Annotated in this window: 18 protein-coding genes; 12 read left to right on the top strand and 6 right to left on the bottom strand. The window is 63.2% G+C overall.

What is annotated here, in order from left to right; genetic code table 11:
• Positions 1-23: 23 nt before the first annotated feature.
• Together NVV79_RS11295 and NVV79_RS11290 are read right to left on the bottom strand one after the other, a co-directional pair.
• Positions 24-416, bottom strand: coding sequence for a MerR family DNA-binding protein (locus NVV79_RS11295; protein ID WP_303989287.1), 393 nt, complete (start codon positions 414-416; stop codon positions 24-26).
• Positions 413-2,122 (bottom strand): long-chain fatty acid--CoA ligase, encoded by a 1,710-nt coding sequence (locus tag NVV79_RS11290; RefSeq protein WP_303989284.1) that lies wholly within the window; start codon positions 2,120-2,122, stop codon positions 413-415. Before NVV79_RS11290 ends, NVV79_RS11295 begins: the two co-directional genes overlap by 4 nt.
• A 496-nt stretch (positions 2,123-2,618) precedes the next feature.
• Between NVV79_RS11290 and NVV79_RS11285 the strand changes: the two genes are divergently transcribed.
• From NVV79_RS11285 to NVV79_RS11245, 9 genes are all read left to right on the top strand, one after another.
• Entirely contained in the window at positions 2,619-5,087 is a 2,469-nt protein-coding gene (locus NVV79_RS11285) for an acyl-CoA dehydrogenase (protein WP_303989281.1), read from the top strand.
• A 172-nt stretch (positions 5,088-5,259) separates the two neighbouring features.
• Positions 5,260-7,221: a 3-hydroxyacyl-CoA dehydrogenase NAD-binding domain-containing protein gene (locus tag NVV79_RS11280; protein ID WP_303989278.1), complete on the top strand. Its 1,962-nt coding sequence runs from the start codon at positions 5,260-5,262 to the stop codon at positions 7,219-7,221.
• Position 7,222: 1 nt separating this feature from the next.
• Complete coding sequence (locus tag NVV79_RS11275) at positions 7,223-8,506, top strand: acetyl-CoA C-acetyltransferase (protein WP_303989275.1); 1,284 nt, start codon at positions 7,223-7,225, stop codon at positions 8,504-8,506.
• The gene (locus tag NVV79_RS11270) at positions 8,503-8,658 is read left to right on the top strand and encodes a hypothetical protein (RefSeq protein WP_303989272.1); all 156 of its coding nucleotides are present in this window, start codon (positions 8,503-8,505) and stop codon (positions 8,656-8,658) included. Before NVV79_RS11275 ends, NVV79_RS11270 begins: the two co-directional genes overlap by 4 nt.
• 262 nt (positions 8,659-8,920) lie before the next feature.
• A complete protein-coding gene (locus NVV79_RS11265; protein WP_303989269.1) occupies positions 8,921-10,537 on the top strand; it encodes a peptide ABC transporter substrate-binding protein in 1,617 nt (538 codons plus the stop codon).
• Between the two features lie 105 nt (positions 10,538-10,642).
• Positions 10,643-11,566: an ABC transporter permease subunit gene (locus tag NVV79_RS11260; protein WP_056235791.1), complete on the top strand. Its 924-nt coding sequence runs from the start codon at positions 10,643-10,645 to the stop codon at positions 11,564-11,566.
• Entirely contained in the window at positions 11,566-12,486 is a 921-nt protein-coding gene (locus NVV79_RS11255; RefSeq protein WP_303989264.1) for an ABC transporter permease, read from the top strand. Before NVV79_RS11260 ends, NVV79_RS11255 begins: the two co-directional genes overlap by 1 nt.
• Before the next feature lies 1 nt (position 12,487).
• Positions 12,488-13,471: an ABC transporter ATP-binding protein gene (locus tag NVV79_RS11250; protein ID WP_303989263.1), complete on the top strand. Its 984-nt coding sequence runs from the start codon at positions 12,488-12,490 to the stop codon at positions 13,469-13,471.
• Positions 13,471-14,490: an ABC transporter ATP-binding protein gene (locus NVV79_RS11245; protein ID WP_303989261.1), complete on the top strand. Its 1,020-nt coding sequence runs from the start codon at positions 13,471-13,473 to the stop codon at positions 14,488-14,490. The genes NVV79_RS11250 and NVV79_RS11245 overlap by 1 nt, the downstream gene beginning before the upstream one ends.
• A gap of 158 nt (positions 14,491-14,648) precedes the next feature.
• Here NVV79_RS11245 and NVV79_RS11240 read toward each other — a convergent pair whose 3' ends face one another.
• Positions 14,649-15,143, bottom strand: coding sequence for a PleD family two-component system response regulator (locus NVV79_RS11240; protein ID WP_303989258.1), 495 nt, complete (start codon positions 15,141-15,143; stop codon positions 14,649-14,651).
• 217 nt (positions 15,144-15,360) lie between these two features.
• Here NVV79_RS11240 and ykgO point away from each other — a divergent pair, with 217 nt between their 5' ends.
• Positions 15,361-15,486 carry a type B 50S ribosomal protein L36 gene (gene ykgO / locus NVV79_RS11235; protein ID WP_035098668.1) on the top strand — a complete coding sequence of 42 codons (126 nt, stop codon included), beginning with the start codon at positions 15,361-15,363 and terminating at the stop codon, positions 15,484-15,486.
• Positions 15,487-15,589: 103 nt separating this feature from the next.
• Here ykgO and NVV79_RS11230 read toward each other — a convergent pair whose 3' ends face one another.
• Positions 15,590-16,534, bottom strand: a complete 945-nt coding sequence (locus NVV79_RS11230) for a zinc-binding alcohol dehydrogenase family protein (protein ID WP_303989252.1) — start codon at positions 16,532-16,534, stop codon at positions 15,590-15,592.
• Between the two features lie 59 nt (positions 16,535-16,593).
• Here NVV79_RS11230 and NVV79_RS11225 point away from each other — a divergent pair, with 59 nt between their 5' ends.
• Complete coding sequence (locus NVV79_RS11225; RefSeq protein ID WP_303989250.1) at positions 16,594-17,070, top strand: MarR family winged helix-turn-helix transcriptional regulator; 477 nt, start codon at positions 16,594-16,596, stop codon at positions 17,068-17,070.
• A gap of 51 nt (positions 17,071-17,121) precedes the next feature.
• Here the strand turns inward: NVV79_RS11225 and pyk are convergent, their stop codons facing one another.
• Entirely contained in the window at positions 17,122-18,561 is a 1,440-nt protein-coding gene (gene pyk, locus NVV79_RS11220; protein WP_303989247.1) for a pyruvate kinase, read from the bottom strand.
• Positions 18,558-19,127, bottom strand: a complete 570-nt coding sequence (locus tag NVV79_RS11215; RefSeq protein ID WP_303989244.1) for a DUF1036 domain-containing protein — start codon at positions 19,125-19,127, stop codon at positions 18,558-18,560. The genes pyk and NVV79_RS11215 overlap by 4 nt, the downstream gene beginning before the upstream one ends.
• 173 nt (positions 19,128-19,300) lie before the next feature.
• On the opposite strand from NVV79_RS11215, the gene NVV79_RS11210 reads away from it, so the two are divergent.
• Positions 19,301-19,564 (top strand): DUF2312 domain-containing protein, encoded by a 264-nt coding sequence (locus NVV79_RS11210; RefSeq protein ID WP_146290298.1) that lies wholly within the window; start codon positions 19,301-19,303, stop codon positions 19,562-19,564.
• The last annotated feature ends 57 nt before the right edge of the window (positions 19,565-19,621 follow it).

The following is a 19,621-nucleotide window of genomic DNA, read 5'->3' as shown; positions in this document are numbered from 1 at the left end:
CTCTTGCGTACAAGAATTCAAGGCTACCCCGCCTTGTCCAGGCGCTCGTCGGCCAATTTCCGGATTTCCTTCAGTTCAGCGATGGTGGTCTGCAAATCCTGGAGCTGGGCTTCGAGGGAGGCGAGGCGTTCGTCGACCTTGGCGGTGAGGAGGTGGACCTGCTGGCTGCGGTTGGCGTCGTAGAGGCTGAGATAGTCGGAGATGTCGCGCAGCGAGAAGCCGAGGCGCTTGCCGCGCAGGATGAGGATCAGGCGAGCCCGATCCCTTCTGCGGAAGATGCGGGTGGCGCCGACGCGTTCGGGGGCGAGCAGGCCCTTGGCTTCGTAGAAGCGGATGGCGCGGGTCGAGATGCCGAACTCCCTGGCGAGATCGGCAATGGCGAACAGGTCGCGGTTTTCGGGCACGGGACGGTTCACTTCCTGGCTCTCGTCTGGGCGTATTCCTCACGCAGCTCTTTCTTGGAGAGCTTGCCGATGAGGGTCTTGGGGAGGGCATCCTTGAAGATGATTTCCCTGGGCATTTCGATCTTGTTGAGGCGCTCGGCAACAAATTTCTTCAAAATGTCCTCGGTGGACGAATGGCCGGCCTTGAGCTTGACATAGGCCACGGGCGCCTCGCCGCGATATTCGTCGGGTACGCCGATGACATTGGTTTCCTCGACGGCATCATGGGTCATCAAGGCTTCCTCGATGGTGCGGGGATAGACGTTGAAGCCCGAGCAGATGATGAGGTCCTTGATGCGATCGACCAGGAAGACATAGCCCTCCTCGTCCATGTGGCCGACATCGCCGGTGCGCAGCCAGCCATCCATGAAAGCGTCGCGGGTCGCATCCGGATCGTCATAATAGCCGACCATGACCTGGGCGCCCTTGACCTGCAATTCGCCATCCTCGCCTGTCCCGACCGGCTTGCCGCTATCGACGTCGACGAAGCGGATATCAGTGGCGGGGAGGGGCTGGCCGATCGACATGTCCTTGTTCACGCCGTGGAACTGGCCGCAGCAGACCACCGGGGAGGCCTCGGTCAGCCCGTAGCCCTCGATCAACTGCGCGCTCGATTTCTTGCCGAAAGCCACGCGCAATTCGCCGGGCAGGGCGGCGCCGCCGGAGACGATCAGCTCGATGCTGTCGAGCTGCTCGCGGGTCACGGTGTCATTATTGGCGAGGGCCGAGATCAGGGTCGGCACGGCGGGCATGAGATTGGGCTTGGCGCGCACCAGCAAAGCGAGGAAGCCTTTGAGCTCGAAGCGGGGCAGCATGTAGACCACCATGCCCGAGCGCAGGGGCATGTTGAGGCAGGTCGTCATGGCGAAGATGTGGAAGAAGGGCAGGACGGCGATGGCCTTGTTGCCCGGCTTGAACATGGTGGTGAACCACTTGGCCGACTGATCGGCATTGGCCGCGATATTGGCGTGGGTGAGCAGGGCGCCCTTGGGAATGCCGGTGGTGCCGCCAGTATATTGCTGGACGGCGATATCGTGCTGGGGATCGATGACCACGGCATCGGGCGTCTCGTTGCGGTCGATCATGTCGTGGAACCAGGTGATCCGGTCGCGGATCGGGGAGGCGTTGAGCCGGGCCAGGTCCTTCCGCTTGGCCACGGAGAAGAGGATTTTCTTCAGCAAAGGCAGCGCATCGGGGAAATGGCAGACCACGACGGAGCTGACATGGCCGGCCGCGACCAGCTTTTCGGCCTTTTCGTAGATCTGCTGCAGATCCAGCGTGATCATGATGTCGGCACCGGCATTGGAGGTGATGTGGCCAAGCTCGGGGACGGTATAGAGCGGGTTGCAATTGACCACGGTGCCGCCGGCGCGGAGCACGCCGTAATAGGCGATGGGGTAGAAAGGCGTATTGGGCAGCATCAGCGCGACCCTGGAGCCCTTCTTGACGCCGAACTGGTGCTGCAGGGCGCCGGCAAAGGCGATGATCTTTTTGGCGAGATCGCCGAAGGTGGTGGTGCCGCCCAGGAAATCGAGGGCGATGGCGGAGGGGGTCTTGGCGCAGGCGGCGAGGACCTGTTCATGCATGGGCCGCGTATCGACCTCGATATCCCAGACCATGCCTTCGGGATAGTTGGCTATCCAGGGACGGAGCGGGGCGGCGGTATCGGTCGTCGTCATGGCTATGGTTCCTCCGGAATGTGCCGATTCTGGCACGGGCTTTGGCGCCCATTTGTGTGACGAATATTTCATGGCTTTACGTTAGCGTCAAACGGCTGCCCGAGCCTGTGGATCGGTTGGGGGTTGGACGTATGGGGCAGGGGAGCGGTGCTGCGGAATTCGCAGTCGTCTCCCTCCCCCTGTGGGGAGGGATCAAGGGTGGGGGGTGAGTCAAGCACACTGGACTCGCGGGGAGATACCCCCACCTGACCCCTTCGGGGCCACCCTCCCCACAAGGGGGAGGGAGACGCCCGCTGATGGATTGGAGCGGAAGACGTAATCGGCATTTAGTTGACGTATACGTAAACCTTGCTAGACTGGCCTCAACAATCAGGGCCGGTCGCGCTATGATCCCGGTGCGACGGGCCGATCGGCCGAACGATTCGGCGAGGTCTGACGTTCCGGGGATTGAGTTGCTCGGCCCTGCTGGCGCGAGCGACGCCATGGAGGGCATGTCGTGATCTTTGCGCTTATCGCCATCAGCCTCGTCGTCTTCGCCGTTCTGGCCATGCGGGAAAGTCCGCTATGGCAGTGGGGGTTGGCCGTATTGGCCATCGGCCTGTTGTCGGGGCTGGGCTTTCCCGAGAGCGGGATGGCCTATGGGCTGGGGGCGGGCAGCTTTGTGCTGCTGGTCATCGGCGCGGTTCTGCTGTTGCTGAGCGTCGCCGTCATCCGCAAGCCGCTGCTGATCACGCCCATCTACGGGGCGGTCAAATCCATATTGCCGCGCGTGAGCCGCACCGAGCAGGAAGCGCTCGATGCCGGGACGGTGGGCTGGGATGCGGAGCTGTTTTCCGGGCGGCCGGACTGGAGCAAGCTCACCGCCATCCGCCCGCTGACGCTGAGCGCGGAGGAGCAGGCGTTTCTCGATGGCCCGACCGAAGAGGTCTGCGCCATGATCGACGACTGGGACACGCGCAACAATCGCGCCGATCTCAGCCCCGAGGTCTGGCAGTTCCTCAAGGACAAGGGTTTCCTCGGCATGCTGATCGCCAAGGAACATGGCGGGCTGGGCTTTGGTGCGCAGGCGCAGTCGATGATCGTTTCCAAGATTGCCAGCCGCTCGGTGGCGGCGGGGATCACGGTGATGGTGCCCAATTCGCTCGGGCCCGGTGAGTTGCTGGAAAAATATGGCACGGCCGAACAGAAGGAAAAGTATCTCGGCCGGCTGGCCAAAGGGCTGGAAGTGCCGTGCTTCGCGCTGACCGGTGTGCATTCGGGGTCGGATGCTGGCGGGATGCGCGATATCGGCGTGGTCACCAAGGGGACGCATCAGGGCAAGGAGGTGCTGGGTGTGCGCCTCTCCTGGGACAAGCGCTATATCACGCTGGCGCCGATCGCCACGCTGGTGGGGCTGGCCTTCGTGCTCAAGGACCCGGACAATTTGCTCGGCAAGGGCGAGAATATCGGCATCACGCTGGCTCTGGTGCCGCATGACCATCCGGGCGTCGAGATCGGCCGCCGGCATTTTCCGGCGCGACAGGCTTTCATGAACGGACCGACCAGCGGCACGGACGTGTTCATTCCGATGGAATTCCTGATCGGGGGCACCGACTATGCCGGGCAGGGCTGGCGCATGCTGATGGAGTGCCTCTCCACCGGGCGCGCCATTTCACTGCCGGCTATCGGTTCCATTTCGATCAAGCAGAGCCTGCGGGTCACCTCGGCCTATGCGCGGGTGCGGCGGCAGTTCGGCATTCCGGTCGGTATCATGGAGGGCGTGGCCGAACCGCTCGGCGAGATGGTCAAGCGCGCCTATACCTATGAGGCGGCACGGCGGCTGACGGCATCAATGGTGGATGAAGGCCAGCGGCCGGCGGTGATTTCGGCTCTGCTGAAATATCGCACGACCGAAGCGATGCGCGACAGCGTGGATGATGCTTTCGACATTCATGGTGGCCGGGCCATCCAGGACGGGCCGGGCAATTACCTGTTCGGCGGCTATATGGCGACGCCGGTGGCCATCACGGTGGAAGGCGCCAATATATTGACGCGCACGCTGATGACCTTTGCCCAAGGCGTGCTGCGGGCGCATCCGTTCCTCTACAAGGAAATCGAGGCGGCGCAGAATGCGGATCGCAAGGCGGGGCTCGACCAGTTCGATGACGCGTTTGGCGGCCACACGAAATTCATGCTGCGCAATATCGTGGCCAGCTTCCTGCATGGTCTGACCAATGGCGCCTTTGCCTCGACGCCGAACCAGGGGGTGATGGCCGGCTGGTATCGGAAGCTCCATCGCTATGCGCAGGCCTTTGCGCTCACGGCCGACTGGACCACGGTGTTCCTGGGCGGGCAGCTCAAGCGCAAGCAGAAGATTTCCGGCCGCATGGCCGATATTTTGAGCGACCTCTATCTCATGTCGGCGACCCTGCGCCGCTTCGAGGACGAAGGGCAGATTGCCGAGGACAAGCCGCTGGTCGACGCCATCATGGCGGACCGGATCGCGGCCATTGAAGCAACCTTTGGCGAAGTGTTCGCCAATTTCCCCAATGCGCTGTTCGCCTGGGCCATGCGGGTGTTGTGCTTTCCGCTGGGGCGGCATGCCAAGCCGGCTTCGGACCGGGTGAACTATCGCTTTGTACGAGCGGTACTGCGGCCGGGCGCTTTCCGCGACAGGCTGACGACGGGGACCTATGTGTCCATGGACCCCGATGACGTCACGGGCGTGCTGGAAGATGCCTTCATCAAGGTGACCGAAGCGGAAGAGGTGGAAGCCAAGTTCGTCAAGGCGGCACGCAAGGGCGTGATCGAGAGGCGGCTGGATCGGGATGCGATCGACGATGCCGTGGCGGCGGGTGTGCTAAATGGGAATGAGGCCGGAATCATGCGGGCGGCGGATGAGGCGACCGACCGGGCCGTGGCAGTGAACGATTTCGCCATGGATGAGTTGGCTGCAGAGGGAAAGCACAAGGCGGCGGCGGAGTAGGGGCCACGCCCTCGTGGTTCGAGGCGCGCGAAGAGTTCGCACCGCACCATGAGGGCTACTTTGAGATCGAAGAGCTCCGATGGGGCTTTGAAACGGTGCTCCCAGTAGCCCTCATGGTGAGGCGGGAGCGCAGCGACCCTCGAACCACGGGGGCGTGGCGAGAGGAGCAAACATGATCCAGCCGCAGATGCCCGAGACCAGGAACTGGCGTTTCCACCGCGATGTGGAGAATCTGGGCTGGCTCACCATGGATACGCCCGATGCGCCGGTGAATACGCTGAGCCGGCAGGCGATCATGGAGCTCGAACAACTCGTGGAGCGGTTCGAGGAACTGGCGCAGACCGGGGAGCTTGATGGTGTGATCCTGCTATCGGGCAAGGATAGCGGTTTCATTGCCGGGGCCGATGTTTCCGAATTCGATGCGATGAGCGACTTTTCGGTGCTGCCGGAGGCGCTGAAGCGGACGCATGCGCTGTTCGCGCGGATCGAGGCGCTGAAGATACCTGTGGTTGCAGGGATACACGGCTTCTGCCTGGGCGGCGGGCTCGAACTGGCACTGGCCTGCCACTATCGGGTGGCGGTCAATGACGACAAGACGCGTATCGGTTTTCCGGAAGTCAATCTTGGCATCTTTCCCGGCTTTGGCGGCACGGGCCGGTCGATCCGCCAGGCGGGGCCGGTCGATGCGATGCAGATCATGCTGACCGGGCGCATGCTCAAGGCCGGGGCGGCCAAGGGCATGAACCTGGTCGACAAGCTGGTGCGGCACCGCGACATGTTGCGCTGGGAAGCGCGCAAGGCGGTGTTGCAGAAGCGCAAGGCGGTGGGCGCGGCGCCGTTCCAGAAGCTCATGGCGATGGGGCCGTTGCGCAGCTATGTGGTCGGCAAGATGCGCGACCAGGCGGGCAAGAAGGCGCGGAGGGAGCATTACCCGGCGCCGTTTGCACTGATCGACCTGTTCGAAAAGCATGGCGACGACTGGCAGGCGATGATCCGCGGCGAGATCGACGCTTTCGTGCCGCTGATGGGGAGCGATACGGCGACCAATCTGCGGCGGGTGTTCTTTGCTTCCGAGGCGTTGAAGAAGCAGGGCACCAAGGGCGCTAAATTCGCGCGGGTGCATGTGATCGGCGCGGGCGTGATGGGCGGGGATATCGCCGCGTGGTGCGCCTTGCGCGGCATGAGCGTGACGCTGCAGGATCTCGACATGGAGCGCATCCAGCCGGCGCTGGATCGCGGCAAGAAGCTGTTCAAGAAGCGGCTGAAGAAGAAGCATGAGGTCGATGCCGCGGTACTGCGGCTGGAGGCCGACCCCGAGGGCAAGGGCGTCAGCCGGGCCGATGTGATCATCGAGGCGGTGGTGGAAAAGCTCGAGGTCAAGCAATCGATCTTCGGGGGGCTGGAAGACAGGCTGAAGCCGGGGGCGATCCTCGCGACCAATACATCATCGATCGAGCTGGAGCGGATCGCGGAGAAGCTGATGGCGCCGGAGCGGCTGATTGGGCTGCATTTCTTCAACCCGGTGGCGCAATTGCCGCTGGTCGAGGTGATCCGGTCGAGTTTCAACACCGATGCGGAAATCGGCAAGGGCGCGGCGTTTGCGCTGGCTATCGGCAAGAGCCCGGTGGTGGTGAAATCGGCGCCGGGGTTTTTGGTGAACCGGGTGCTGATGCCTTACATGCTGGGCGCGGTGCAGCGGGTCGAGCGGGGCGAGAGCAAGGAATTGCTCGATGCCGCCGCCGTGGCCTTCGGCATGCCGATGGGGCCGATCGAATTGATGGATACCGTTGGCCTCGATGTCGGCATGTCGGTGGCGACCGAGCTGGGCCATGCCGTGCCGGCCGAGAGCAAGTTTGCCGGGCTGGTGAGCGCGGGCAAGCTGGGCCGCAAGAGCGGCGAGGGCTTCTACAAATGGGTCGACGGCAAGGCGCAGAAGGGCGAGACGCCCGCGCATGCCGACCTGGCCGGGCTGGGGCGGGAACTGGTGAAGCCGCTGGTCGACATGACCGAAGTGGTGGTGGAAGAGGGCGTGGTTGCCAATGACGGGCTGGCCGATATCGGGGTGATCCTGGGGACGGGCTTTGCGCCATTCCTGGGTGGGCCGCTCAAGGCAAGAAAAGACGGGAAAGCGTAAGATGACTGAACTTCGCAAGGTTGCCATTGTCGGTTCGGCACGCATTCCGTTTGCGCGGGGCAATACGGCTTATGTCGCGGAAACCAATCTCTCCCTGCTGGGTACGGTGCTGGCGGGGCTGGCCGATAAATATGGGCTTAGGGGTGAGAAGGTGGATGAGGTGATGGCGGGGGCCGTCATCAACCACTCCAGGGATTTCAACCTGGCGCGCGAGGCGTTGCTGGATGCCGGGCTGTCGCCGCGCACGCCGGGGACGACGATGCAGATTGCCTGCGGGACGAGCCTGCAGGCGGCGCTGACGCTGGCGGCCAAGATTGCCGCGGGCGAAATCGACAGCGGCATTGCCGCCGGCTCGGACACGGTGAGCGACAGCCCGATCGTCTTCGGCAACAAGTTCCAGCACCGGCTGCTCGATGTGAACAAGGCGCGCAGCACAGGCGAGAAGTTTGGGGCGTTCAAGGGCTTTTCGTTCGGGGAACTGACGCCGGTGGCGCCCTCGGTCAACGAGCCGCGCACCGGGCTTTCCATGGGCCAGCATTGCGAATTGATGGCGCGCGAATGGGGCATTACCCGGCAGGCGCAGGACGAGCTGGCGGTGGCGAGCCATCGCAATGCGGCCAAAGCCTATGACGAGGGGTTCCACGACGACCTGCTGGTGCAATGCGCGGGGCTGGTGCGGGACAATAATGTGCGGGCCGATGCCAATATCGAGAAGATGGCGACGCTGAAGCCGGCTTTCGACAAGTCGAGCGGCCATGGCACGCTGACGGCGGGCAATTCGACGCCGCTGACCGACGGGGCCTCGGCGGTGCTGCTGGCCAGCGAGGAATGGGCGAAGGCGCGGGGACTGCCGGTGCTGGCCTATCTCACCACCGGGCGGGTGGCGGGCAATGACTTCGCGCATGGCGAGGGACTGTTGATGGCGCCGACCATCGCGGTCAGCGAGATGCTTGATCGCCACAATCTGGGCTTTGCCGATATCGACTATTTCGAGCTGCATGAGGCGTTTGCGGCGCAGGTGCTGTGCACGCTCAAGGCGTGGGAGGACCCGGCCTATTGCAAGACGGTGTTGGGACGCGATCAGGTGCTGGGACCGGTCGACCCGGCGAGGCTCAACGTCAAGGGATCGAGCCTGGCCTATGGGCATCCGTTTGCTGCGACCGGTGCGCGCATCCTGGGGCTGACGGCCAAGATGCTCTCGACGGAGCCGGGAAAACGCGCTTTGCTGAGCGTCTGTACTGCCGGCGGCATGGGTGTCGCTGCATTGGTTGAAAGCGCTGCATGAGCGACAATGTCGTCAAATTCCGCCCGATCGAGAAGAAACCGGATCCCAACAAGCCCAAGCCCGGCATGCCGGGCTGGTTGCCCTGGGTGGTGCTGATCGCCGCTGCGGTGGCGATCACGGCCGTGCAACGGGCTGGCTGGTTCGGCGGCTGAATTAGCACGCTGTTCCGCGGATCGTGATCGGGGTGCAAAGCCATTCCGGGTTTTTTGGTGTGCACAGTGTGTTAATAATCCGGCCAGCCTTGACGCTTAGGTCAATCTTTTGCTTGTCAGTGGACGGAATTGCGTAATACCGTCCAGCAATCTTGACCGGGGGATAAAAAATCCGCCGGCCGCAAGAGCTTTTGAACTCCGCGGCGCCTACGACCGCGGGAAAAAGACGATTTCGGGAATTCCACAAGGAGATGGGACAGACATGAAAATCACGCAAACCCTGACCGCGGTAGCGACCGCCGGCGCCCTGGCGCTGCTGATGAGCAGCACCGCTTCGGCCGTAACGCTCAACATGATGAACGGCTCTGAGCCCGGTTCCATCGATCCGCATCAGGCGTCGGGCGACTGGGAAAACCGCATCATCGGCGACTATATCGAAGGCCTGATGACGGAAGACGCCAATGCCGAGGCCGTTCCCGGCCAGGCCGAAAGCTACACCATCTCCGACGACGGCCTGGTCTATACCTTCACCCTGCGTGACGGCATCCAGTGGTCTGACGGCACCCCGGTGACGGCTGGCGACTTCGTGTTCGCCTTCCAGCGCCTGTTCGATCCCAAGACCGCTTCGGACTATGCCTATCTGCAGTTCCCGATCCTCAACGGTTCGGAAATCGCCGAAGGCACCGTGACCGATTTCAGCGAGCTGGGCGTCAAGGCGCTCGACGACAAGACCGTCGAAATCACCCTCGAAGGCCCCACCCCCTTCTTCCTGCAGGCGCTGACCCACTACACCGCCTATCCCGTGCCGAAGCACGTGATCGACGCGGTCGGCAGCGACTGGACCAAGGTCGAGAACATCGTTTCGAACGGCCCCTACACCCCCACCGAGTGGGTGCCGGGCAGCTACATCAAGTCGGTCAAGTCCGAGACCTACTGGGATGCCGCCAATGTCCAGATCGACGAAGTGAACTACTTCGTGCAGGACGACCTGGCCGCCGCCCTCTCGCGCTACCGCGCCGGTGAATATGACATCCTGACCGACATTCCGTCGGACCAGGCCGACTGGATCAAGGAAAACCTGCCGGGCCAGGACTATTTCGCCCCGTTCCTGGGCATCTACTACTACGTGATCAACCAGGAAAAGGCGCCCTTCGACAATGCCGACGTGCGCAAGGCCCTGTCGATGGCGATCAACCGCGACGTGATCGGCCCCGACGTGCTGGGCACCGGCGAATTGCCGGCCTATGGCTGGGTGCCGGAAGGTACCGCCAACTATGAAGGCGTCGAGCCCTACCAGCCCGAATGGATCGGCCTCTCCTATGAAGAGCGCGTGGCGGAAGCCAAGTCGATCATGGAAGGCCTGGGCTATACCTCGGCTTCTCCGCTGGCCGTGCAGCTCAAGTACAACACCAATGACAACCACCAGCGCATCGCCGTGGCGATCTCGTCCATGTGGGAGCAGATTGGCGTGAAGACCGAGCTGTTCAACTCCGAAACCGCGGTTCACTACGACGCCCTGCGCGCCGGTGACTTCGATGTCGGTCGTGCCGGCTGGCTGCTGGACTATTCGGACCCGTCCAACACGCTCGACCTGCTGCGCACCGGCATCATGCAGGACGGCGCGATGAACTGGGGCAACAACTACGGCCGCTACTCGAACGAAGAGTTCGACGCGCTGATGGACCAGGCCACGACCGAGCAGGACCTGGCCGCTCGCGCCACTCTGCTGGGCCAGGCCGAGACGATTGCGATGGATGAAACCGCCGCATTCCCGATCTACTGGTACATCGCCCAGAACGTGGTCAGCCCGACGGTTACCGGCTTCGTCAGCAATGCGTCGGACATTCACCGTACGCGCTGGCTGTCCAAGTCCGAGTAATCGCCTAGAACCGGCGGCGTCGCCCCTTGGGAGGGGCGGCGCCGTATTTTATCCACCTGACGGCGCATGCGCTGGCGATGGGGTGGATGTGAAAGGTCCGAATCCATGTTTGGATATGTGACGCGGCGCGTGCTGTCGGCGATTCCGATAGCGCTGATTGCCGTTACTGCCTGTTTCTTCATTCTGCGGCTGGCGCCCGGCGGTCCCTTCGACGGTGAACGCGCGCTGCCTCCCGTGACGCTGGCTAACCTGCGGGCGCATTACAATCTCGACCTGCCGCTGATCCAGCAATATTTCATCTATGTCGGACGGCTGCTGCAGGGCGATTTCGGCCCCTCGATGGTCTATAACGACTTCACCGTGGCCGAGATGATCTGGATCGGCCTGCCCTTCACGCTGATGCTGGGCTTTTCGGCCTTCATCATCGGTACGGTCGTCGGCCTCGTCGCCGGCGCGCTTTCCGCCGTCAACCAGAACAAGTGGCCGGATTACATGCTGGTCTTCCTGGTGATGATCGGCCTGGTGGTGCCCAACTTCCTGATGGCTGCCCTCATGCAGCTGGTGTTCGGCGTCTATCTCGACTGGTTCCCGGCCGGCGGCTGGCGGAACGGCTCGATCGCCCATCTGGTGCTGCCGGTCACGGTGCTGGTGCTGCCCCATGCCGGACGCACGGCGCGGCTGATGCGCGGCTCGATGATCGAAGTGCTGGGCACCAATTACGTGCGCACCGCCAAATCCAAGGGCCTCGGCCAGCGGTTGATCCTGGCGCGGCATGCCATCAAGCCGGCTTTGCTGCCGGTGGTGAGCTATCTCGGGCCGGGGCTGAGCTACCTGCTCACCGGCTCGCTGGTGGTGGAACAGGTGTTCGCCCTGCCGGGGATCGGCAAGTATTTCATCGGCGCCGCGCTCAACCGTGACTATGGCCTCGTGCTGGGGACGACCATTCTCTACATGTTCATCATCCTGGCGGTGAACCTGCTGGTCGACATTCTCTATGCCTGGCTCGACCCGAAGGTGAGGTACCGCTGATGGCCGGCATTACTGGCAAGGACGCGGTGCTCACCGAGTATGCGCGCAAGCTCGAAACCCTCGACGCCCCCAAGGGCCGCTCGCTGACCCAGGACGCCATGCGGCGCCTGGTGCGCAACAAGGCGGCGCTGGTCTCGATCTTCGTCGTGCTCTTCATCGTCCTGTTCGCATTCGTGGGGCCGTATTTCCTGCCCTGGACCTATGACAAGATCGACTGGAGCGGCATCCGCAAGCCGCCCAATTTCGAGGCCGGCCACTTTGCCGGCACCGACCAGAACGGCCGCGACATGCTGGCCCGCATCATGCAGGGCACGCAGATGAGCCTGATCGTGGCCGGCGTGGCGACGCTGGTCTCGGTGTTCATCGGGGTGTGTTACGGGGCCATTGCCGGCTATTTTGGCGGCAAGGTCGATGCGGTCATGATGCGCTTCGTCGATATCATGTATGCGCTCCCGTATATCCTCTTCGTGATCATTCTGGTGGTGATCTTCGGGCGCAATCCGGTGCTGCTCTTCGTGGGTATCGGGTGCCTGGAATGGCTGACCATGGCGCGTATCGTGCGCGGGCAGACGCTCTCCATCAAGGAGCGCGAATTCGTCGAGGCGGCCAAGGCCGGCGGCGCCAAGCCCTGGACCATCATCTTCCGGCATATCGTGCCCAATCTCACAGGCCCCGTGGTGATCTATGCCACGCTGACCATTCCGGAAATCATTCTGACCGAGAGCTTCCTGTCCTATCTGGGCCTGGGCGTGCAGGAGCCGCAGACATCGCTCGGCACGCTGATCAGCTTCGGCTCGCCCGTGGCCGAGACGCTGCCCTGGATGCTGATCGGCCCCGCCGTGGTGCTGGTGAGCCTGCTGCTGTGCCTCACCTATATCGGCGACGGGTTGCGCGACGCTCTCGACCCCAAGGATCGCTGACATGAAAGAAGTCCTCAAAGTCGAAGACATGTCGGTCACGTTCGAGCTGCATCAGAGCGAAGTGCATGCCGTGCGGGACATGAATTTTTCCCTCGCCGAGGGCGAGACGCTGGCCGTGGTGGGTGAATCGGGCTCGGGCAAGAGCCAGGCCTTCCTCGCCATTATGGGCCTGCTGGCCAAGAATGGTCGGGCCGGTGGCCGGGCCATGATGGGCGACATCAACCTGATCGGCATGCCGGCGGGGCAGTTGGACAAGCATCGCGGCAAGGATATCGCGATGATTTTCCAGGACCCGATGACCAGCCTCAACCCCACGCTGAAAGTGCGGACGCAACTGGCGGAAGTGCTGGTCAAGCATCGCGACTTCGACAAGCAGAAGGCGACGGCGGCGGCCATCGAGATGCTGGAGCGGGTGGGTATCCCCGAACCGGTGAAGCGCGCCAATGCCTATCCGCACGAGCTTTCGGGCGGCATGCGGCAGCGCGTGATGATCGCCATGGCCTTGCTGTGCCAACCCAAGATCCTGATCGCGGACGAGCCGACCACGGCGCTGGACGTGACCGTGCAGGCGCAGATGCTCGATCTGTTCAAGACGCTGACCGAGGATTTCGGCACGTCGCTGGTGCTGATCACCCATGACCTGGGCGTGGTGGCTGGTGTGGCCGACCGGATGATGGTGATGTATGGCGGGCGCGCGGTGGAGAAGGGGACGGTCGACGACCTGTTCTATGATCCGCGCCACCCCTATACGCTGGGCCTGCTGCATTCGACGCCGCATATCGCGCATCGCGCGGCGCGGCTCGACCCGATCCAGGGGCTGCCGCCGAGCCTGGAACACCTGCCCAAGGGCTGTTCGTTCAATCCGCGTTGCGCCTTCGCGTTCGACCGGTGCCTGGTCGAGCGGCCGCCGCTGACCGAGACCGGCAATGGCCGCGAAAAGGCCTGTTTCTATGAGGGTCCGATGGCCTATGGAAAGGTCGCCTGATGGACCAGACCCCGATCAACCTGCTCGAGATCAAGGACCTCAAGAAGACGTTCTCGCTGACCGGCGGCCTGTTCAGCCGGCGGCTGACGCTGACGGCGCTCGAGAATATCAACTTCAACATCCGCCAGGGCGAGACGCTGGGCATTGTGGGCGAAAGCGGCTGCGGCAAGTCCACGCTGGGCCGCTGCATCCTGCAATTGCTTGCTCCCGACGAGGGGCAGGTGCTGTGGCTGGGGCAGGACCTGACCAGGCTGCCGGCCGAGGAGATGCGGCAGCGCCGCGCCGACCTGCAGATCATCTTCCAGGACCCGCTGGCTTCGCTCAATCCGCGCATGACTGTCGGCGAGATCATCGCCGATCCGCTGCGCACCTTGCGGCCGGAACTGAACAAGGACGAGCGTCGCGCCCGCGTGCTCAAGACCATGGAAGCGGTGGGCTTGCTGCCCGAAATGATCAATCGCTATCCGCACGAATTTTCGGGCGGGCAGGCGCAGCGCATCGGCATTGCCCGGGCGCTGATCACCGAACCCAAGCTCATCGTCTGCGACGAGCCGGTTTCGGCGCTTGACGTGTCGATTCAGGCGCAGATCCTGAACCTGCTGGCCGAGCTCAAGGACGAATTCGGGCTGACGCTGATCTTCATCTCGCACAATCTGAGCGTGGTGCGGCATGTGTCGGACCGCATCCTGGTGCTCTATCTGGGGCGGATCGTGGAGCTGGCCACGGGAGACGAAATCTACGAACAGCCCAGGCATCCCTATACGCGGGCGCTGCTGACGGCGGTGCCGATTCCCGACCCCAAGCTGGCGCGACAACGCAATATCGACGCGCTCAAGGGGGAAATCCCCTCGCCGATCAATCCGCCTTCGGGCTGCACGTTCCGCACGCGCTGCCGCTTCGCCAAGCCCTTCTGTGCCGAGACGCGGCCGCCGCTGGAGACGATCGAGGATGGGCGACTGGTGGCCTGCCACCGCTGGCGCGAGATCGAAGTGCCGGAAGAGGCGGTGCTGGGGGAATAGGACGGAAAGGCCCGCTTTGGCGGGCCTTTTGTTTTGGTGGGGTACCCCCTCCTAGCCTCCCCCTGATAGGGGGAGGAACAGATCGAGCTTGTGGCATGATCTAGCCAATCCACTGAGTGGTTTCCTCCCCTATCAGGGGGGTCAGGAGGGGGTATCCGCTAACTTGCCTTGCCGGCTTCGCGCCGGTCCTCACCGACATCCACGGTCCGACGGCGGCGGTCGGGGCCTTTATATTGCTCGACTTCGATGAAGGAGCGGGGATTGGTTTCGATGCTGGTGAGGCGGGCGAGCAGGTGGTTGGCGGCGAAGGGCTTGCGCAGGAATTCGGTGACGCCGGCGTCGCGGGCCTCGGCGATGCGCTTGGCGTCGGGCAGGGCGCTCATCATGATGATGGGCACAAGCCGGTTCTGGCAATCGGTGTTGGCGCGGAGCTTGCGGGTAAAGGCGACGCTATCCATGCCGTCGAGCGCATCATCGATGATGAGCACGTCGAAGACGCGGCGCTTGAGCTCGGTCATGGCCTTGCTGGCGTCATAGGCCTCGCGGATGTCCTTGCGGCCCAGGCTGCGCAGCATGACGGCGACAAGCGCGGCCATGTTCTGGCTGTGATCGGCGATCAGGACGCCGCGCTTGGTGATTTCCTCGTTGGCCATGCGGTTTCGCTTTGTGCGCTATTTAACAGGGACTACAGTAACTTAGCTTTCGCTACAGGACGTTAATCGCCGCGGTGCGATCCCGGCGCGGGAAAGCGGTGCGGGACCGCAAATTCCCGCCCCCTTGCGCGTTGACAGGCCGAGGCAATTTCCATATGTATGCCCCCAAGTTTCCGGGCGCGCAGGCGCCCATTTTGTTTGACTGAGGATACAAGAGATGAAGATCCGCAACTCGCTGAAGGCGCTGATGACTCGCCACCGCGCGAACAAGCTCGTCCGCCGTCGCGGCCGGGTTTACATCATCAACAAGGTGGACAAGCGCTACAAGGCTCGCCAGGGCTGAGCGCAATCCAGCATCGAATTGATAAAAGCCCGCGCAAGCGGGCTTTTGTTTTCCGGCAGTTGGTTCTGGTACGTCGTCGCCCTGATGCGTGGCAGCGCTTGTGTCAGATAGTGAACACGATGCGCCTGCCGTCGTCCGGGGCATTCCAGACCTGATCGAGCTGGGCCAGGGGCGCGGACCTGGTCGCCATGGTGAAGCCAGCGGTGGCGGCGGCCTGCAGCAATTCGGCCACCGAGGCGATGAGGCTGTCCAGCGGAATGCCGCCCAGCCCGCTGCCCATCAGCGTGATGGACGATGAGCGAAGCACGGCGCTCGGCAGCGTTATGCCCGGTCCGCTGATCGAACCGACCTGGACGAAGCGGATCGGCACGCCCTCGATGCCGGCCCGGGCAGCCGCCATCAACAGGCGTTCCGCGCTCTGCCCCCACAGATAGTCGATGACGACATCCACGCCATTGGCGAATGCGGATTGAAAGCGCTGTTCCAGGGCATCCTGGTCCTGGGTGAGCTGGATGGTTTCGTCGGCACCGAGCGACTGCAACGCCTCGGCATTGCGGGCGGTGGCAATGACCTTGCCGGCGCCGAGATGGCGGGCGACCTGCACAGCGAGGCGGCCGGACGTGCCGGTGGCGCCATTGATCAGCACGGTTTCGCCCGGCTTGAATCCGGCGCGCAGCCGGAGGGCGGCCCAGGACGATACGCCGGGATTGGCAATGGCGGCTGCGAGGACATCATCCAGCGCGTCGGGAATTGTCACGCACTGGCCGATGGGCACGACGGTAGCTTCGGCCATGCTGCCATAGGGCTGGCGCGAGCCAAAGAAGAGGACCCGGCGCCCGCCATCGAGCCGGCCAACGCCATCGACGCCCGCAATGAAGGGGTAGGTGCCCGGGGCGCTGTAGTGCTTGCCGGCGGCCCGACCCCTGACGACCGGACTGAGCGCGGCGGCGATGATTGTTACGCGTTCTTCACCCGCTTGCGCTTCGGGCGGCGGGAAATCTCCATAGATCGGCGCCTGACCGGCGCCTAGTACGATTGCGGCTTTCATCGCGGGGCTTTCTCAATATGTTATTATGTGTAATATGCACATAAATAGGGCTATCAAACATGTCAAGAGAAAGTGTGCAAAATACACATATCAAAAGTCAGTTGCGGCAGTTGCACGGGGCTTTGCTCGATATTGTCAGCGTGATGAATCGGCCGCAGCGCGACGATGCACTTATCCATGCGGCCGGCATAAAGCTGGATCGGGCGCTGTTTCCGTTGCTGGTGGGCATCGGTCGCCTGGGCCCGGTGGGCGTCGTGGACCTGGCCGACAGGGTCGGGCGGGACTACACCACGGTCAGCCGGCAGATCGGCAAGCTCGAAATGCTGGGACTGGTGTTGCGGCAGGAAAGCGCTACAGACCGGCGCGTGAAGGAGGCTGTGGTGAGCGCCCAGGGCCGGGCAATGCTCGATGCCCTCGATGCGGCGCGTGAGCGCATGGGCAGCGTCGTGTTCCAGAATTGGCCGGAAGAGGACCTCGCCGAACTGGTCCGGCTGATGCGCAAATTTGCCGATACGCTGCTGGCAGAAGCGGATTGAAGCAAAAGACCCGCCGAAGCGGGCCTTCCATATTCCGTCTTGCCGGCTAGCTCAGCTCGAGCCGGCGCCGTCCTGGCGGACGAAGGCGATGCGCAGCATGTTGGTGGCGCCGGGCGTGCCCAGGGGAATGCCGGCGGTGATGGCGATGCGGTCGCCGGGGCGGGCAAAGCCTTCCTGATAGGCAATGACGCAGGCGCGATCGACCATGTCTTCCAGCGACACGGCATCCTCGGTCTGCACGCAATGGACGCCCCAGACCACCGACATGCGGCGAATGGTGCGCATATTGGGCGAAAGCACGATGATGGGCTTGCTGGGCCGCTCGCGGGCGGCGCGGATGCCGGTGGAGCCGGAGGCGGTATAGGTGACGATGGCAGCCAGATCGAGCGTTTCGGCGACCTGGCGCGTCGCCGCCGAAATGGCGTCGGCGGCGGTGGCTTCGGGCTCGGTCTGGGCAGCGCGGATGATGCCACGGTAATTGGCATCGCCCTCGACGGCCACGGCCACCTTGTTCATGGTCGAAACGGCTTCCACGGGATACTGGCCGGAGGCAGATTCGGCCGAGAGCATGATGGCGTCGGCGCCTTCGAACACGGCAATGGAGACGTCGGAGACTTCGGCGCGGGTGGGGACCGGGGCCGAGATCATCGATTCCAGCATCTGTGTGGCGACGACCACCGGCTTGCCGTAGCGGCGGCACATACGGATCATGCGCTTCTGCAGGCCCGGCACGGTTTCGAGCGGCAGTTCGACGCCCAGATCGCCGCGGGCGACCATGATGGCGTCGCAGAGCTTGACGATTTCCTCGAGGCGATCGATGGCCTGGGGTTTTTCGATCTTGGCCATGACGCCGGCGCGTCCCTGCACGATCTTGCGGACATCGATGATGTCTTCGGGGCGTTGCACGAAGGAGAGGGCAATCCAGTCGGCGTCGACGGCAAGGCCCGCGAGCAGGTCGGCGTGATCCTTTTCGGTCAGCGCGCCGGTGGGCAGGAGCGTATCGGGCAGGGAGACGCCCTTCTTGTCGGAGAGGCGGCCACCATAGATGACTTCGGTCTCGATGGCGCCATTGCCGACCTTGGTGGCCTTGAGGGCCAGCTTGCCGTCGTCGAGCAGCAGGCGGTCGCCGACCGAGACATTCTCGATGATTTCGGGATGGGGCAGGTAGACGCGATCAGGCGTGCCGGGCATGTCGGCATTGCTGTCGAGGGTGAATTTCTGCCCGGCGACCAGGTTGATGGCGCCGTCGGCGAACTTCCAGACGCGGAGCTTGGGACCCTGCAGGTCGACCAGTACGCCCAGGGGATGGTTGAGACGCTTTTCGACAGTGCGGATGCGCTCGACGGTCTGCTTGAGCAGGTCGTGGCTGGCATGGCTCATATTGATGCGGAACACGTCCGCGCCGGCCCTGGCCAGTTCCTCGATCATCTTTTCTTCGTGGCTGGCGGGCCCGAGGGTGGCGATGATCTTCGCGCGTCGCATGCGTCTCATTGCGTGTCCGTTTCCTGCGTATCTATGTCGTCCTGCGGGACATCGATCGTGACGTCATCGGGATCGACAAGGAATGTGGGGTCTTCGAGGTCTTCGCTGGCATCAGGACCGACAATGGCGGGACCATCGGCGTTCTCGGTAAGCTGCAAGGTCCAGTCGGTGCGGTTCTGGGTATCGATTTCAAAGAAACCGGTGCGCTCATAACCGCGGGCGAGGCAATCCTCAACCCCGAATATTGTGAAGGTTTCGTCACGCGTGCACATGAAGACCGAGCCGTCCCAGGCGCCGCCGCCAATATCGTCCACCGCGTAGATGTAATAGAAGCGTCTTTCCAGGTCTCCCTGGTAGAGGGTGCGGCAATCACCGGGCGGGGTGGCCCACCAGCCTTCGCTCATCCAGCCGCGCTCGGCGCGATAGCCGAGCGAGACCGAAACCAGGTTGCTGGTTTCGTTGCAGATGCGCAGATCGGCATGAGCAGGCGTGGCGAAAAAGGCGAGGCTTGCGAGCATCGCGCCGATCAGGGTCATGCCGAGACGGGGGATATGCAATGTGGTGCCAGCAAACATCGGAAAAACGTGCCTTCTTTGAGCCCATGGTGACGCATTGGTCAATGGCAAAAGGGGCGATTTGACGGAATTGCGGCCATGCAGCGACGCAGCGATGTGGATTGACCCATAAAGGGGTTGAACCGGGCTTCGCGGTGCGATTGAACGGGGCCACGAAACCAAAAGGAAGTGCCATGGCCGTCGAAGACAGCGTTGCCCAGGATCAGCTCAGGGCGTTCATCGAACGTATCGAGCGCATGGAAGAAGAAAAGGCCGCCATCGCCGCCGATATCAAGGAAATCTACGCCGAAGCCAAGGGCAACGGTTTCGACACCAAGATCCTGCGCAAGATCGTGACCATCCGCAAGCAGGATGCCAATGAGCGCATGGAGCAGGAAGCCCTGCTGGAACTCTACATGTCGGCACTGGGCATGGTGGCCGCCCCGCCCGAGGATTGAGGTGATGCCGGCCGGGAGTCGGCGCGCTCAACCTTGACGCAGCGCGTGTGACTCCAG

This window comes from Devosia ginsengisoli (genome assembly GCF_024707105.1).
GTDB classification, from domain to species: Bacteria; Pseudomonadota; Alphaproteobacteria; order Rhizobiales; family Devosiaceae; genus Devosia; species Devosia ginsengisoli_A.
The sequence above is the reverse complement of the archived record's forward strand: the minus strand, read 5'-3'. Positions and strand labels throughout refer to the sequence as shown.

What these genes read in the sequence shown, in the direction of transcription:
- NVV79_RS11290 (WP_303989284.1), bottom strand. Translation starts at nt 2,122, where the DNA reads ATGACGACGACCGATACCGCCGCCCCGCTCCGTCCCTGGATAGCCAAC.
- NVV79_RS11280 (WP_303989278.1), top strand. Translation starts at nt 5,260, where the DNA reads ATGATCCAGCCGCAGATGCCCGAGACCAGGAACTGGCGTTTCCACCGC.
- NVV79_RS11275 (WP_303989275.1), top strand. Translation starts at nt 7,223, where the DNA reads ATGACTGAACTTCGCAAGGTTGCCATTGTCGGTTCGGCACGCATTCCG.
- NVV79_RS11270 (WP_303989272.1), top strand. Translation starts at nt 8,503, where the DNA reads ATGAGCGACAATGTCGTCAAATTCCGCCCGATCGAGAAGAAACCGGAT.
- NVV79_RS11265 (WP_303989269.1), top strand. Translation starts at nt 8,921, where the DNA reads ATGAAAATCACGCAAACCCTGACCGCGGTAGCGACCGCCGGCGCCCTG.
- NVV79_RS11260 (WP_056235791.1), top strand. Translation starts at nt 10,643, where the DNA reads ATGTTTGGATATGTGACGCGGCGCGTGCTGTCGGCGATTCCGATAGCG.
- NVV79_RS11255 (WP_303989264.1), top strand. Translation starts at nt 11,566, where the DNA reads ATGGCCGGCATTACTGGCAAGGACGCGGTGCTCACCGAGTATGCGCGC.
- NVV79_RS11250 (WP_303989263.1), top strand. Translation starts at nt 12,488, where the DNA reads ATGAAAGAAGTCCTCAAAGTCGAAGACATGTCGGTCACGTTCGAGCTG.
- NVV79_RS11245 (WP_303989261.1), top strand. Translation starts at nt 13,471, where the DNA reads ATGGACCAGACCCCGATCAACCTGCTCGAGATCAAGGACCTCAAGAAG.
- NVV79_RS11240 (WP_303989258.1), bottom strand. Translation starts at nt 15,143, where the DNA reads ATGGCCAACGAGGAAATCACCAAGCGCGGCGTCCTGATCGCCGATCAC.
- ykgO (WP_035098668.1), top strand. Translation starts at nt 15,361, where the DNA reads ATGAAGATCCGCAACTCGCTGAAGGCGCTGATGACTCGCCACCGCGCG.
- NVV79_RS11230 (WP_303989252.1), bottom strand. Translation starts at nt 16,534, where the DNA reads ATGAAAGCCGCAATCGTACTAGGCGCCGGTCAGGCGCCGATCTATGGA.
- NVV79_RS11225 (WP_303989250.1), top strand. Translation starts at nt 16,594, where the DNA reads ATGTCAAGAGAAAGTGTGCAAAATACACATATCAAAAGTCAGTTGCGG.
- pyk (WP_303989247.1), bottom strand. Translation starts at nt 18,561, where the DNA reads ATGAGACGCATGCGACGCGCGAAGATCATCGCCACCCTCGGGCCCGCC.
- NVV79_RS11215 (WP_303989244.1), bottom strand. Translation starts at nt 19,127, where the DNA reads ATGTTTGCTGGCACCACATTGCATATCCCCCGTCTCGGCATGACCCTG.
- NVV79_RS11210 (WP_146290298.1), top strand. Translation starts at nt 19,301, where the DNA reads ATGGCCGTCGAAGACAGCGTTGCCCAGGATCAGCTCAGGGCGTTCATC.